The organism is Streptomyces sp. AA1529, assembly GCF_000280905.1.
In the GTDB taxonomy this organism is placed as follows: Bacteria; Actinomycetota; Actinomycetes; order Streptomycetales; family Streptomycetaceae; genus Streptomyces.
Genome location: NZ_ALAP01000018.1, coordinates 147,873 through 160,981, shown reverse-complemented (window position 1 = coordinate 160,981; position 13,109 = coordinate 147,873). Strand labels below are relative to the sequence as shown.

Annotated in this window: 17 protein-coding genes; 16 read left to right on the top strand and 1 reads right to left on the bottom strand. The window is 69.8% G+C overall.

Annotation, left to right across the window (positions count from 1 at the left end):
- From rplR to truA, 15 genes are all read left to right on the top strand, one after another.
- Positions 1–384 (top strand): 50S ribosomal protein L18, encoded by a 384-nt coding sequence (rplR, locus tag A949_RS0105130; RefSeq protein WP_019354936.1) that lies wholly within the window; start codon positions 1–3, stop codon positions 382–384.
- Between the two features lie 43 nt (positions 385–427).
- Entirely contained in the window at positions 428–1,030 is a 603-nt protein-coding gene (gene rpsE, locus A949_RS0105125; protein ID WP_019354935.1) for a 30S ribosomal protein S5, read from the top strand.
- Complete coding sequence (gene rpmD, locus A949_RS0105120) at positions 1,030–1,212, top strand: 50S ribosomal protein L30 (protein WP_019354934.1); 183 nt, start codon at positions 1,030–1,032, stop codon at positions 1,210–1,212. Before rpsE ends, rpmD begins: the two co-directional genes overlap by 1 nt.
- 1 nt (position 1,213) lies before the next feature.
- Positions 1,214–1,672 carry a 50S ribosomal protein L15 gene (gene rplO, locus A949_RS0105115; RefSeq protein ID WP_019354933.1) on the top strand — a complete coding sequence of 153 codons (459 nt, stop codon included), beginning with the start codon at positions 1,214–1,216 and terminating at the stop codon, positions 1,670–1,672.
- A gap of 184 nt (positions 1,673–1,856) precedes the next feature.
- On the top strand, positions 1,857–3,170 hold the full coding sequence (gene secY, locus A949_RS0105110) for a preprotein translocase subunit SecY (protein ID WP_019354932.1): 1,314 nt from the start codon (positions 1,857–1,859) through the stop codon (positions 3,168–3,170).
- Positions 3,170–3,820, top strand: coding sequence for an adenylate kinase (locus A949_RS0105105; protein ID WP_019354931.1), 651 nt, complete (start codon positions 3,170–3,172; stop codon positions 3,818–3,820). Before secY ends, A949_RS0105105 begins: the two co-directional genes overlap by 1 nt.
- Before the next feature lie 399 nt (positions 3,821–4,219).
- A complete protein-coding gene (gene map / locus A949_RS0105100; protein ID WP_019354930.1) occupies positions 4,220–5,056 on the top strand; it encodes a type I methionyl aminopeptidase in 837 nt (278 codons plus the stop codon).
- Positions 5,057–5,343: 287 nt separating this feature from the next.
- Complete coding sequence (gene infA, locus A949_RS0105095; RefSeq protein ID WP_003948620.1) at positions 5,344–5,565, top strand: translation initiation factor IF-1; 222 nt, start codon at positions 5,344–5,346, stop codon at positions 5,563–5,565.
- A 66-nt stretch (positions 5,566–5,631) separates the two neighbouring features.
- Positions 5,632–5,745 carry a 50S ribosomal protein L36 gene (gene rpmJ, locus A949_RS36155; RefSeq protein ID WP_003956441.1) on the top strand — a complete coding sequence of 38 codons (114 nt, stop codon included), beginning with the start codon at positions 5,632–5,634 and terminating at the stop codon, positions 5,743–5,745.
- A 174-nt stretch (positions 5,746–5,919) separates the two neighbouring features.
- Positions 5,920–6,300 (top strand): 30S ribosomal protein S13, encoded by a 381-nt coding sequence (gene rpsM, locus A949_RS0105085; protein ID WP_019354929.1) that lies wholly within the window; start codon positions 5,920–5,922, stop codon positions 6,298–6,300.
- 67 nt (positions 6,301–6,367) lie between these two features.
- Positions 6,368–6,772, top strand: a complete 405-nt coding sequence (gene rpsK, locus A949_RS0105080) for a 30S ribosomal protein S11 (protein ID WP_016473404.1) — start codon at positions 6,368–6,370, stop codon at positions 6,770–6,772.
- A gap of 25 nt (positions 6,773–6,797) precedes the next feature.
- Positions 6,798–7,424: a 30S ribosomal protein S4 gene (gene rpsD, locus A949_RS0105075; RefSeq protein WP_019354928.1), complete on the top strand. Its 627-nt coding sequence runs from the start codon at positions 6,798–6,800 to the stop codon at positions 7,422–7,424.
- Between the two features lie 149 nt (positions 7,425–7,573).
- A complete protein-coding gene (locus tag A949_RS0105070; protein ID WP_019354927.1) occupies positions 7,574–8,596 on the top strand; it encodes a DNA-directed RNA polymerase subunit alpha in 1,023 nt (340 codons plus the stop codon).
- Between the two features lie 124 nt (positions 8,597–8,720).
- Positions 8,721–9,212, top strand: coding sequence for a 50S ribosomal protein L17 (rplQ, locus tag A949_RS0105065; protein ID WP_019354926.1), 492 nt, complete (start codon positions 8,721–8,723; stop codon positions 9,210–9,212).
- Between the two features lie 95 nt (positions 9,213–9,307).
- Positions 9,308–10,168, top strand: a complete 861-nt coding sequence (truA, locus tag A949_RS0105060; protein ID WP_019354925.1) for a tRNA pseudouridine(38-40) synthase TruA — start codon at positions 9,308–9,310, stop codon at positions 10,166–10,168.
- Between the two features lie 184 nt (positions 10,169–10,352).
- Here the strand turns inward: truA and A949_RS0105055 are convergent, their stop codons facing one another.
- On the bottom strand, positions 10,353–11,273 hold the full coding sequence (locus A949_RS0105055; RefSeq protein WP_019354924.1) for a hypothetical protein: 921 nt from the start codon (positions 11,271–11,273) through the stop codon (positions 10,353–10,355).
- 66 nt (positions 11,274–11,339) lie between these two features.
- Between A949_RS0105055 and A949_RS0105050 the strand changes: the two genes are divergently transcribed.
- On the top strand, positions 11,340–12,959 hold the full coding sequence (locus A949_RS0105050) for an ABC-F family ATP-binding cassette domain-containing protein (RefSeq protein ID WP_026004357.1): 1,620 nt from the start codon (positions 11,340–11,342) through the stop codon (positions 12,957–12,959).
- Positions 12,960–13,109: the final 150 nt, after the last annotated feature.

The window sequence follows — 13,109 nt, the reverse complement described above, 5'->3', positions numbered from 1 at the left end:
ATGGCATACGGCGTGAAGATCGCCAAGGGCGACGCCTACAAGCGCTCCGCTGCCAAGCGCCGGCACATCCGCATCCGGAAGAAGGTCTCGGGCACGCCCGAGCGCCCCCGTCTGGTGGTGACCCGCACCAACCGCGGGATCACCGCGCAGGTGATCGACGACCTCGCGGGCCACACGCTGGCCTCGGCGTCGCACCTGGACGGTTCGGTCCGCGGTGGCGAGGGCGGCAAGAGCGCCCAGGCCCAGCAGGTCGGCGCACTGGTCGCCGAGCGTGCGAAGGCCGCGGGTGTCGAGGCTGTCGTGTTCGACCGCGGTGGCAACAAGTACGCAGGGCGGATTGCCGCTCTGGCCGACGCCGCCCGCGAGGCCGGGCTCAAGTTCTGAGCACGGTCCTGCAAGCGGACGTTAATCGAGAGAGGTAATTCCAATGGCTGGACCCCAGCGCCGCGGTGGCGGCGCCGGTGGCGGCGACCGGCGGGACCGTAAGGGCCGGGACGGCGGCGCCGCCGCCGAGAAGACTGCGTACGTTGAGCGCGTCGTCGCGATCAACCGTGTCGCCAAGGTTGTGAAGGGTGGTCGTCGCTTCAGCTTCACCGCGCTGGTCGTGGTGGGCGACGGTGACGGCACCGTGGGTGTCGGATACGGCAAGGCCAAGGAGGTGCCGGCCGCCATCGCCAAGGGTGTGGAGGAGGCCAAGAAGCACTTCTTCAAGGTCCCCCGCATCCAGGGCACCATTCCGCACCCGATCCAGGGTGAGGAAGCCGCGGGTGTCGTGCTGCTCAAGCCGGCCTCGCCCGGTACCGGTGTGATCGCCGGTGGCCCGGTGCGTGCCGTGCTGGAGTGCGCGGGCATCCACGACGTGCTGAGCAAGTCGCTCGGCTCGTCGAACCCGATCAACATCGTGCATGCCACTCGGGCGGCTCTGCAGGGGCTCCAGCGCCCCGAGGAGATCGCGGCCCGTCGTGGCCTGCCGCTGGAGGACGTGGCACCCGCCGCTCTGCTGCGGGCGCGTGCAGGGGTGAGCGCGTAATGGCTCGCCTGAAGATCACGCAGACGCGTTCCGTCATCGGGACCAAGCAGAACCACCGTGACACGCTGCGGACCCTGGGTCTCAAGCGCGTCAACGATGTGGCCGTCCGCGAGGCCAGCGACGTCGTTCGCGGGCAGGTGCACACCGTGCGCCACCTCGTGACGGTCGAGGAGGTCGACTGAGATGGCTGACTCCGAGAACCCGCTGAAGGTGCACAACCTCCGTCCGGCCCCGGGCGCCAAGACCGCCAAGACCCGCGTGGGTCGTGGTGAGGCGTCCAAGGGCAAGACCGCGGGCCGTGGCACCAAGGGCACCAAGGCCCGGTACCAGGTTCCGGAGCGCTTCGAGGGTGGGCAGATGCCGCTGATCATGCGGCTGCCCAAGCTCAAGGGCTTCAACAACCCCGCCCACAAGCAGTTCCAGGTGGTGAACCTGGAGAAGCTGGCCGCGCTCTACCCGCAGGGTGGCGAGGTCACGGTGGCCGATCTGGTCGCCAAGGGCGCTGTGCGCAAGAACGAGCTGGTCAAGGTGCTCGGTGACGGCGACATCTCGGTGGCGCTGACGGTGACCGTCGACAAGGTCTCCGGCTCCGCCAAGGAGAAGATCACCGCCGCCGGCGGCACCGTCACCGAACTCCTCTGAGTTCGTTGACCAGGTGAACGACAGGCCGGGGATGTCCCAACGGGACATCCCCGGCTGGTTGTTTGCGTAGCTGGTCGTTTCTCGGTGGTGCACCGGCCGGTAAGGTGGCACCACGTTGATAACTGTCGATCCTCAAGACCGTCACCTCTCGCGCCAGTAGATCGCGGGGGGCGCAGGAGGCACCGTGCTCACCGCGTTCGCCCGGGCGTTCCAGACGCCCGACCTGCGCAAGAAGCTGCTCTTCACGCTCGGCATCATGGTGCTCTTCCGAATCGGAGCGCACGTTCCGGTGCCGGGCGTCAGCTACGAGAACGTCCAAGCCTGTATGGACGAGGCCAAGGGCGCGCAGGGCCTCTTCGGCCTGGTCAACATGTTCAGCGGTGGCGCGCTGCTGCAGATCACCATCTTCGCGCTCGGGATCATGCCGTACATCACGGCGAGCATCATCCTGCAGCTGCTGGTGGTGGTCATCCCCCGGCTGGAGGCCCTGAAGAAGGAGGGGCAGGCCGGACAGGCGAAGATCACGCAGTACACCCGTTATCTGACCGTCGCGCTCGCCATCCTCCAGGCCACCGGTCTGGTCGCCACCGCGCGCAGCGGCAGCCTCTTCCAGAGCTGCAGCGTCGCCAGTCAGATCATCCCCGACCAGTCGATCTTCAGCACCATTGTGATGGTCATCACGATGACCGCGGGTACCGGCCTGATCATGTGGCTGGGCGAGCTGATCACCGACCGCGGTATCGGCAACGGCATGTCGATCCTGATGTTCGTCTCCATCGCGGCCGGTTTCCCCGGCGCGCTGTGGGCCATCAAGAAGCAGGGCAAGCTCGCGGACGGCTGGATCGAGTTCGGTGCGGTCATCCTGTGCGGCCTGGCGATGGTCGCCCTGGTGGTCTTCGTCGAGCAGGCCCAGCGCCGTATTCCGGTGCAGTACGCGAAGCGCATGATCGGCCGACGGAGTTACGGCGGCACCTCGACCTATATTCCGCTGAAGGTCAACCAGGCCGGTGTGATTCCCGTCATCTTCGGCTCGTCGCTGCTCTACATCCCCGCGCTGATCGTGCAGTTCAGCGGATCCCAGGCGGGCTGGGCGCAGTGGATCCAGTCGCACTTCGTAAAGGGTGACCACCCGCTTTACATCGCGACCTACTTCCTGCTGATCGTCTTCTTCGCCTTCTTCTACGTCGCCATCTCCTTCAACCCCGAAGAAGTTGCCGACAACATGAAGAAGTATGGTGGCTTCATCCCGGGTATCCGGGCTGGTCGTCCCACCGCGGAGTACCTGAGCTACGTGCTGAACCGGATCACGTGGCCCGGCTCTCTGTACCTGGGTCTGATCGCACTGGTGCCGACCGTCGCGCTGATCATGTTCAACGCCAACCAGAACTTCCCGTTCGGCGGAACGAGCATCCTGATCATCGTGGGCGTCGGTCTCGAGACCGTGAAGCAGATCGAGAGCCAGCTTCAGCAGCGCCATTACGAAGGGTTCCTCCGCTGATGCGTATCGTCCTGGTCGGGCCGCCTGGTGCAGGCAAGGGGACGCAGGCCGCGTTCCTCGCCAAGAACCTCGCGATCCCGCACATCGCCACCGGCGACCTCTTTCGCGCCAACATCAGCCAGGGCACTCCGCTCGGGCAGAAAGCGCAGGAGTACATGCGGGCCGGCCAGCTGGTCCCCGACGAGGTCACCATCGGGATGGCCAAGGGGCGCATGGAGGAGCAGGACGCCGCGGGCGGCTTCCTGCTCGACGGCTTTCCCCGGAACATCGCCCAGGCCCAGGCGCTGGACGGCTACCTGAACGAGACCGGTCTGAAGCTGGACGCGGTGCTCGACCTGGAGGTCCCCGAGGACGAGGTCGTCAAGCGGATCGCCGGTCGGCGGATCTGCCGCAACGACAGCAGCCACGTCTTCCACGTCGAGTACAGCCCCGCCAAGACCGAGGGCGTCTGCGACACCTGCGGCGGCGAGCTCTACCAGCGTGAGGACGACCGCGAGGAGACCGTGCGCAAGCGGCTCGAGGTCTACCACAGCGAGACCGAGCCGATCATCGACCACTACAAGGCGCAGGGGCTCGTGACCACGATCTCCGCGCTGGGTGCGGTCAGCGAGGTGACGGAGCGCGCGATGCAGGCGATCTCCGCGGAGTAGCAGGGACCGGGCGCGCGAGAGCGGCGCCCGGGAGCCCGGGGCGTGCACGCCGCGCCGGGCATCGGCCGTTGCGACGGGGCCGGACCAGGGGTCCGGCCCCGTCGGCTGTTCCGGCTGCCTTCCGGACCGCGGGCGTCGCCCGGACCGGGAGGGGAGACGGCGCCCGTGCGACCGCGGCCCGCGACGGGCCCGGCCGGGCGGCGGCCCCCGCGCCCGCGGGCCGGGACCGGCGGCAGGTGGCCGCGCCGGGGACCGGCGGGGCAGGTTGGCTGCGCCGGGGAACGGTGGCCGGGACGGCGTTCCCGCCTCCGGAGCGGGGCTGGCAGACTTGTGGGGGCAGTTTTCGTACAGGGAGCAGTCGGCGGCGGGAGCCGTCGGCCAGGGAAGGCGGACGTCGGCATGGTCGAGATCAAGACCCCGGAGCAGATCGCGAAGATGCGCGAGGCGGGGCTGGTCGTCGCGGCCATGCACCGGGCGTGCGCCGAGGCCGCGGTGCCCGGCGCGACCACGAAGGATCTGGACGAGGTCGCGGCGAAGGTGCTGGCCGACCACGGTGCGAAGCCGAACTTCCTCGGGTACGGCGGCTTCCCCGGGAACATCTGCACCTCGGTGAACGAGGTCGTGGTGCACGGCATCCCCAGCAAGGAGACCGTCCTCAAGGCCGGTGACCTGCTGTCCATCGACGCGGGCGCGATCATCGACGGCTGGCACGGGGATGCCGCGCTGACCGTCTTCGTCGGCGAGGGGCACTCGGCGGAGCTGCGCGAGCTCAGCCGGGTGACGGAGGAGTCGATGTGGGCCGGGATCGCCGCGATGCGCAAGGGCAACCGGCTGGTGGACATCTCCAAGGCGATCGAGAGCTACATCCGGCGGCAGCCGCGCCCGGCGGGCGGCAAGTACGGGATCATCGAGGACTACGGCGGCCACGGCATCGGCTCGCAGATGCACATGGACCCGCATCTGCTGAACTACGTCGAGCGGCGCCGCGGCCGGGGCCCGAAGCTGGTGCCGGGGATGTGCCTGGCCATCGAGCCGATGGTGAGCCTGGGCACGGCCCGTACGCATGTGCTGTCGGACGACTGGACGGTCAAGACGAACGACGGCACCTGGTCCTCCCACTGGGAGCACTCGATCGCCCTCACCGAGCAGGGGCCGCTGGTGCTGACCGCGCCGGACGCCGGTCGCGCCAAGCTGGCCGAGCTCGGTGTCCAGGCCGCGCCGGACCCGCTGGGCTGAGCGCGCGGCCGTCGCCGAGCGGTCCGGCCGCCGCCGGCGCGCGCCCGGTCCTCCGTCCGGGCCCCGGGGATTCCTGCCCCGGAGCCACTCCGGAGCACCCGCCCGGGTGAATCGGGCCGGATCGCGGCTCGGCGGATTAAGCAGCGCGCGCCGCGGGGAGACTCCCCCGATTCGTCTATTCGGGGAGCGGTGTCGTAGACTGGCTCGTCGGCCCAGGTGTACCCGTTTGCCAACCGGAGAGCCAGGGCCTCCCAGGTAGCCGATCCCGGAAGGTGAAGCGCTCAAGCATGGCCAAAAAACAAGGGGCCATCGAGATCGAGGGCACCGTCGTCGAGTCTCTCCCGAACGCGATGTTCAAGGTTGAGCTCCAGAACGGGCACCAGGTCCTCGCGCACATCAGCGGCAAGATGCGGATGCACTACATCCGTATCCTTCCCGACGACCGGGTCGTGGTGGAGCTGTCTCCCTACGACCTGACGCGCGGACGGATCGTCTACCGCTACAAGTAGATCGACAGATCGTGCCGGCTTCCCCGCTCCCGTGGGGAGAAGGCCAGACCCGGAGAACCTCACACCATGAAGGTCAAGCCGAGCGTCAAGAAGATCTGCGACAAGTGCAAGGTGATCCGCCGCCACGGCCGGGTCATGGTCATTTGTGACAACCTGCGCCACAAGCAGCGCCAGGGCTGACTAGACGACCTGCCTTTCGCAGTTCCTTCGCGCGACGCGAGCAACAGTTGCATAAGCAGGACCCGGCGCCGTACACGGTGTCGACACCCCCGGTCGGAGGCCGGGGACCCGCCCTCCAGGGGACGGGAGCGGGACTGCTTCAGACCTCCGACGAAATCATCAGGAGCCACATCCATGGCACGCCTCGCTGGCGTCGACCTCCCGCGCGAGAAGCGCGTCGAGGTCGCCCTCACCTACGTCTTCGGCATCGGCCGCACCCTTGCCCAGCAGACCCTGCGCGAGACCGGGGTCAGCCCGGACACCCGCGTCCGGGACCTGGACGAGGAGGAGATGGTCAAGCTCCGCGAATACGTGGACAACAACCTCCAGGTCGAGGGTGACCTCCGCCGTGAGATCCAGGCCGACATCCGCCGCAAGGTGGAGATCGGCTGCTACGAGGGCCTGCGTCACCGGCGCGGTCTCCCGGTCCACGGCCAGCGCACGAAGACCAACGCCCGCACCCGTAAGGGCCCGCGTCGCGCCATCGCCGGCAAGAAGAAGCCGGGCAAGAAGTAGTCCACACCGGACACGCTGCAAGCGGTCCGCGTTGTAGGACCGACCACCTCACGGGAGTTATCTCTATATGCCTCCGAAGGGCCGTACGGCCGGCGCCAAGAAGGTGCGCCGCAAGGAGAAGAAGAACGTTGCCCACGGGCACGCTCACATCAAGAGCACGTTCAACAACACCATCGTTTCGATCACCGACCCGACCGGCAACGTGATCTCCTGGGCTTCCGCCGGCCACGTCGGCTTCAAGGGCTCGCGCAAGTCGACGCCGTTCGCCGCGCAGATGGCCGCCGAGAACGCGGCGCGCCGCGCGCAGGAGCACGGCATGCGGAAGGTCGACGTCTTCGTCAAGGGTCCCGGCTCCGGCCGTGAGACCGCGATCCGCTCGCTCCAGGCCACCGGCCTCGAGGTCGGCTCCATCCAGGACGTCACCCCCACCCCGCACAACGGCTGCCGCCCGCCGAAGCGTCGCCGGGTCTGAGAACTGAAGTAGGAGATCACCACACATGGCGCGTTACACCGGGGCCGACTGCAAGCGTTGCCGTCGGGAGAAGCAGAAGCTCTTCCTCAAGGGAGCTAAGTGCGAGAGCGCGAAGTGCCCGATCGAGATCCGTCCTTACCCCCCGGGTGAGCACGGGCGCGGGCGCACCAAGGACTCCGAGTACCTGCTGCAGAAGCGCGAGAAGCAGAAGGCCGCCCGTATCTACGGCGTGCTGGAGAAGCAGTTCCGCGGGTACTTCAACGAGGCCAACCGACAGCAGGGCAAGACGGGTGAGAACCTGCTGCGGATTCTGGAGACCCGTCTGGACAACGTCGTGTACCGGGCCGGCTTCGCCAAGTCCCGGGACCACGCCCGCCAGCTCGTCAAGCACGGTCACATCGCGCTGAACGGTCGCAAGACCGACATCCCCTCGGCGCGGGTCTCCGTCAACGACATCGTCGAGGTCCGTCCGTCCTCCCGTAACCTGACCCCCTTCCAGGTGGCGGCTGCGGAGGCCGGCGAGAAGACCGTTCCGGCGTGGCTGGAGTCCATTCCGGCGAAGATGCGGATCCTCGTCCACTCGATGCCCGAGCGCCAGGTGATCGACACCCAGGTGCAGGAGCAGCTCATCGTCGAGCTGTACTCGAAGTAGCCGAGGCGGCTGATCGTCGAGCGTGCCCGGGTCCGCCGGGTCCGCTCACTCGGGTGCGGGGCGGTTCCGGCCGGTTTCGGCCGGACCGCCCGTACCCTTGCAGTACCGGCATCAAATAGCGGTTGCCGAAAACTGGAGGAAAACATCTCATGCTGATCGCTCAGCGCCCTTCCCTGACCGAAGAGGTCGTCGACGAGTTCCGCTCCCGGTTCGTGATCGAGCCGCTGGAGCCGGGCTTCGGCTACACCCTCGGTAACTCCCTGCGTCGTACGCTCCTCTCCTCGATCCCCGGTGCTGCCGTGACCAGCATCCGGATCGACGGTGTCCTGCACGAGTTCTCCACCGTGCCGGGCGTCAAGGAGGACGTCACCGACCTCATCCTCAACATCAAGTCCCTCGTCGTCTCCTCCGAGCACGACGAGCCGGTCGTGATGTACCTGCGCAAGCAGGGCCCGGGCCTGGTCACCGCCGCGGACATCGCGCCGCCGGCCGGTGTCGAGGTGCACAACCCGGACCTGGTCCTCGCCACGCTGAACGGCAAGGGCAAGCTGGAGATGGAGCTGACCGTCGAGCGCGGTCGCGGCTACGTCTCCGCCGTGCAGAACAAGCAGGTGGGCCAGGAGATCGGCCGGATCCCGGTCGACTCCATCTACTCGCCCGTCCTCAAGGTCACCTACAAGGTCGAGGCGACCCGAGTCGAGCAGCGCACCGACTTCGACAAGCTGATCGTCGACGTCGAGACCAAGCAGGCCATGCGGCCCCGCGACGCCATGGCGTCCGCGGGCAAGACGCTGGTCGAGCTGTTCGGCCTGGCCCGCGAGCTGAACGTCGACGCCGAGGGCATCGACATGGGCCCGTCGCCGACGGACGCCGCCCTCGCGGCCGACCTTGCGCTGCCGATCGAGGAGCTGGAGCTGACGGTCCGCTCCTACAACTGCCTCAAGCGCGAGGGCATCCACTCGGTGGGCGAGCTGGTGGCCCGCTCCGAGGCCGACCTGCTGGACATCCGCAACTTCGGTGCGAAGTCCATCGACGAGGTCAAGGCGAAGCTGGCCGGGATGGGTCTGGCCCTCAAGGACAGCCCGCCCGGATTCGACCCGACCGCCGCCGCCGACGCCTTCGGCGCCGACGACGACGCGGACGCCGGGTTCGTCGAGACCGAGCAGTACTGAGCGACTGCCGACCGGCGGGGGCTCCGCCCGGAGCCCCCGCGAACCCCTCCCCGGTACCTCGCACGGCCGGGACTGCCTCCGGTGCCTGACACGGCCGGTGCAGTGACAACGAAGGAGAGACACCATGCCGAAGCCCTCCAAGGGTCCCCGTCTGGGCGGCAGCGCCGCACACCAGAAGGCGATGCTGGGCAACCTGGCGACCGCGCTGTTCGAGCACGGCCGCATCACGACGACCGAGGCGAAGGCCCGCCGCCTGCGTCCGGTCGCCGAGCGTCTGATCACCAAGGCGAAGAAGGGCGACCTGCACAACCGTCGCCAGGTCATGCGCACCGTCCTGGACAAGAGCGTCGTCCACACGCTCTTCACCGAGATCGGTCCCCGGTACGAGAACCGTCCCGGTGGCTACACCCGCATCACCAAGATCGGCCCCCGTCGCGGCGACAACGCCCCGATGGCGGTCATCGAGCTGGTGGAGCCGCTGACCGTGCAGCAGGCCGCGGTCGGCGAGGCCGAGGCCGCGACCAAGCGCTCCGCCAAGGACGCCGCCGGTGACGAGGCCGTCGCCGACATGAAGAAGGAGTCGGCCGACGCCGAGGGCGAGTCCAAGGACGCCTGAGCACCGCACGGCTGACATACGAGTGGGCCCGTTCCCCTGCCGGGGGGCGGGCCCACTCGTCGTATCCGGCCCGGGCCGGATGAGAGGATCGGGCCGTGACGAACGACCTGGTGCGAGTGCGGCTGGATGTGTCCTACGACGGACGCGAGTTCTCCGGATGGGCCCGGCAGCACGGCCGGCGCACGGTCCAGGGCGAGATCGAGGACGCGCTGCGGGTCGTCCTGCGGCGGGAGGAGACCCCGGAGCTGACCGTCGCCGGGCGCACCGACGCGGGAGTGCACGCCAGAGGGCAGGTCGCACACGTCGACCTGCCCGCCGCGGTGTGGGCCGAGCACGGCACGCAGCTGCTGCGCCGGCTGGCGGGCCGGCTCCCGATGGACGTCCGGGTGCGCCGCGTCGGCGAGGCGCCGCCGCACTTCGACGCGCGCTTCTCGGCCGTCTGGCGGCGCTACGCCTACCGGGTCACCGACCATCCCGGGGGCGCCGATCCGCTGCTGCGCGGCCATGTGCTCTGGCACAACTGGCCGCTGGACCTGGACGCCATGAACGAGGCGGCCCGCGGGCTGCTGGGGGAGCACGACTTCGCGGCGTACTGCAAGAAGCGCGAGGGCGCGACGACCATCCGCACGCTGCAGGAGCTGGCCTGGGTCCGCCGTCCGGACGGGGTGCTGGAGGCGACCGTGCGGGCCGACGCGTTCTGCCACAACATGGTGCGCGCCCTGGTGGGCGCCATGCTCTTCGTGGGCGACGGCCACCGCCCCCCGGAGTGGCCCGCGCGGGTGCTGGCCGCGGGCGTGCGGGACTCCGCCGTCCATGTGGTGCGCCCGCACGGCCTCACCCTGGAGGAGGTGGGCTACCCGGCGGACTCGGAGCTGGCGGCCCGCAACCTGGCCTCCCGCAACAAGCGCACCCTTCCCCCGCTGCCCGGCCGGGGCGCCGCCGCGGGCTGCTGCTGACGGTGCGACGGGGTGCCGCGCGGCGGCGCGGTCGAGTGCCGCGGTGCCCGCGGTCGAGTGCCGCGGTGCGCGGTCGCCCCGCCCGGCGCATGGTCGCCCTGCCGAGCGTGTGGTCGCCCGGCCGGGCGCGGGTGGCTCTCGGGCGGGGCGAGCCCCATGGGTACCCGCCGGGACGCTCCGCCGGTCAGTCCGACTCGGAGGACTTCTCCGGTTCCGGGGACTTCGCCGCCGCCTCCGACTGGTCCTTGCCGCGCTTGAGGACCCGCGCGTAGGCGTAGTTGGAGCCGTCGAGGGCGGCCTGCTGGGCCTTCTTGTCGCCCGCTCCGGAAGGCTGTCCGTCGGTGCGTCCGGCGATGGTGAAGTACGCGTACCGGCCCAGCGAGTTGGCCGTGGTGCGGCAGGTGACCGTACGGCAGAAGTCGGGGACGCCGCCGCCGGGGAGCGCGACCAGGTTGGGCTGGTACTGCTTCTTGACCTTCTCGGCGGTGGCGGCGTCCTTGAAGACGGCTATCCCCACGGTGACGGCGATGCCGTCGTGGGTGTAGGTGGCACGGAAGAGGGCGGTGCAGTTGTTGCGGGTCAGCACCGGGCCCAGCCCCGCGTGCGCGGCCGCCGCGCAGTTCTTGCTGGAGTCGGTCTCCGCCAGCTTGTAGGGGCGGTCGTTGATGGTGACGCGGCGGGTGGGGTAGAGCGTCTTGGCGCTCAGCGGGGCCTTGTCCCGGGAGGCGTCCGAGATGAAGTCCCGCGGCGGCGCCGGGGGCGGCGGCTCGTTCTTGAAGGTCGGTTCCGGGTCCTTCTCGCCCGGCGGGACGCTGGAGGAGGGCGGCAGGCTCTCCGAGGGCTTGTCGGAGGCCTGCGAACCGTTCTCGTTGACGACGGCCACCGCGACGATGCCCGCCACGGCGGCGGTCGCCAGGGCTCCGCCGCCCGCCATCAGCCAGCGCCGCCGCCGGGCGCGGCTGCGCTCGGCCTGCTCGGCGAGTGCCGCCCAGTCGGGGGCCGGTCCGCCGAGGTGTCCGGAGTCGTGCTGGCCGGGGCCGTCGCCCCAGTGCCCGTCGGGTCCGCCTTGGGAACCCCACGGAGGTCCCCCCTGACCAAAGCTCATGACCGCATCCTATTGCGCGTGATATTCGCTTGGATCGGGCGTCGTCGGACCGTGACAATCGGCTTCATGGGACATGTCGAAGTCGCGCACCTGGATTTCCTGCTGCCCGATGGGAGAGCGCTCTTCGACGATGCGTCGCTACGTGTGGGCGAGGGCTCCTCGGTGGCGCTGGTGGGGGCGAACGGCGCGGGCAAGACGACGCTGCTGCGGCTGATCGCCGGGGAGATCACCCCGGACGCCGGCACGGTGACCGTCAGCGGCGGTCTGGGGGTGATGCCGCAGTTCGTGGGCAGCGTCCGGGACGAGAGCACGGTCCGCGACCTGCTGGTCTCCGTGGCGCACCCGCGGATCAGGGCGGCGGCCCGGGCGCTGGACGACGCCGAGTACGCGGTGATGACCGTCGACGACGAGGCGGCGCAGATGCAGTACGCGCAGGCGCTCGCCGACTGGGCGGAGGCGCGCGGGTACGAGGCGGAGACGCTGTGGGACGTGTGCACGGTCGCCGCGCTGGGCGCCCCCTACGACAAGGCGCAGTGGCGGCAGGTGCGCACCCTCTCCGGCGGCGAGCAGAAGCGGCTCGTCCTGGAGTCGCTGCTGCGCGGCACGGACGAGGTGCTGCTGCTGGACGAGCCGGACAACTATCTGGACGTCCCCGGCAAGCGGTGGCTGGAGGACCGGCTCCGCGAGACGGCCAAGACGGTGCTGTTCATCTCCCACGACCGGGAGCTGCTGGCCCGGGCCGCCGACCGCATCGTCAGCGTGGAGCCGGGGGCCGCGGGCAGCGACGTGTGGGTGCACGGAGGCGGCTTCGAGACGTACCACGCGGCGCGCCGGGAGCGGTTCGCGCGGTTCGAGGAGTTGCGGCGGCGCTGGGACGAGGAGCACGCGAAGCTCAAACGGCTGGTGGTCATGTACAAGCAGAAGGCCGCCTTCAACTCCGACATGGCCTCGCGGCTGCAGGCGGCCCGCACCAGGCTGCAGAAGTTCGAGGAGGCGGGGCCGCCGCTGGAGCCGCCGCGTGAGCAGGACATCCGGATGCGGCTGCGGGGCGGCCGTACCGGGGTGCGGGCGGTCACCTGTGCGGGCCTGGAGCTGACCGGCCTGATGCACCCCTTCGATCTGGAGGTCTTCTACGGGGAGCGGGTCGCCGTGCTGGGCTCCAACGGCTCGGGCAAGTCGCACTTCCTGCGGCTGCTGGCGGGTGGGGAGGTGGCGCACACGGGTGTCTGGAAGCTGGGCGCCCGCGTGGTGCCGGGCCACTTCGCGCAGACCCATGCCCATCCCGAACTGGAAGGCCGCACCCTGCTGGACATCCTGTGGAAGGAGCATGCCCGGGACCGCGGCGCCGCGATGTCCGTGCTGCGCCGGTACGAGCTGACGCGGCAGGCCCAGCTGTCCTTCGAGCGGCTGTCCGGCGGGCAGCAGGCGCGCTTCCAGATCCTGCTGCTGGAGCTGGCCGGGGCCACGGCCCTGCTGCTGGACGAGCCGACGGACAACCTGGACCTGGAGTCGGCGGAGGCGTTGCAGGAGGGGCTGGAAGCATTCGAGGGGACGGTGGTGGCGGTGACGCACGACCGCTGGTTCTCGCGCTCCTTCGACCGCTATCTCGTCTTCGGTGCCGACGGCCGGGTCCGGGAGTCCGCGGAGCCGGTGTGGGACGAGGCCCGGGTGGCGCGGAAGCGGTGAGGCCGTGGGGCGGTGTGCCGTCCCCCGGAGGCTGTACGGTGCGGCGGCGGGGGTGGCCGGGGCGGTGCCGGGTCGGCCGGCGGGTCCGGCGCCGGGTCCCGGTCCCGGGGCTGGCCGGGGAGGCCGTCCGGGGGGCTGTTTTGACCCTTG

Coding starts and splice junctions, on each gene's coding strand:
- rplR (WP_019354936.1), top strand. CDS start 1: ATGGCATACGGCGTGAAGATCGCCAAGGGCGACGCCTACAAGCGCTCC.
- rpsE (WP_019354935.1), top strand. CDS start 428: ATGGCTGGACCCCAGCGCCGCGGTGGCGGCGCCGGTGGCGGCGACCGG.
- rpmD (WP_019354934.1), top strand. CDS start 1,030: ATGGCTCGCCTGAAGATCACGCAGACGCGTTCCGTCATCGGGACCAAG.
- rplO (WP_019354933.1), top strand. CDS start 1,214: ATGGCTGACTCCGAGAACCCGCTGAAGGTGCACAACCTCCGTCCGGCC.
- A949_RS0105105 (WP_019354931.1), top strand. CDS start 3,170: ATGCGTATCGTCCTGGTCGGGCCGCCTGGTGCAGGCAAGGGGACGCAG.
- map (WP_019354930.1), top strand. CDS start 4,220: ATGGTCGAGATCAAGACCCCGGAGCAGATCGCGAAGATGCGCGAGGCG.
- infA (WP_003948620.1), top strand. CDS start 5,344: ATGGCCAAAAAACAAGGGGCCATCGAGATCGAGGGCACCGTCGTCGAG.
- rpmJ (WP_003956441.1), top strand. CDS start 5,632: ATGAAGGTCAAGCCGAGCGTCAAGAAGATCTGCGACAAGTGCAAGGTG.
- rpsM (WP_019354929.1), top strand. CDS start 5,920: ATGGCACGCCTCGCTGGCGTCGACCTCCCGCGCGAGAAGCGCGTCGAG.
- rpsK (WP_016473404.1), top strand. CDS start 6,368: ATGCCTCCGAAGGGCCGTACGGCCGGCGCCAAGAAGGTGCGCCGCAAG.
- rpsD (WP_019354928.1), top strand. CDS start 6,798: ATGGCGCGTTACACCGGGGCCGACTGCAAGCGTTGCCGTCGGGAGAAG.
- A949_RS0105070 (WP_019354927.1), top strand. CDS start 7,574: ATGCTGATCGCTCAGCGCCCTTCCCTGACCGAAGAGGTCGTCGACGAG.
- rplQ (WP_019354926.1), top strand. CDS start 8,721: ATGCCGAAGCCCTCCAAGGGTCCCCGTCTGGGCGGCAGCGCCGCACAC.
- A949_RS0105055 (WP_019354924.1), bottom strand. CDS start 11,273: ATGAGCTTTGGTCAGGGGGGACCTCCGTGGGGTTCCCAAGGCGGACCC.
- A949_RS0105050 (WP_026004357.1), top strand. CDS start 11,340: ATGGGACATGTCGAAGTCGCGCACCTGGATTTCCTGCTGCCCGATGGG.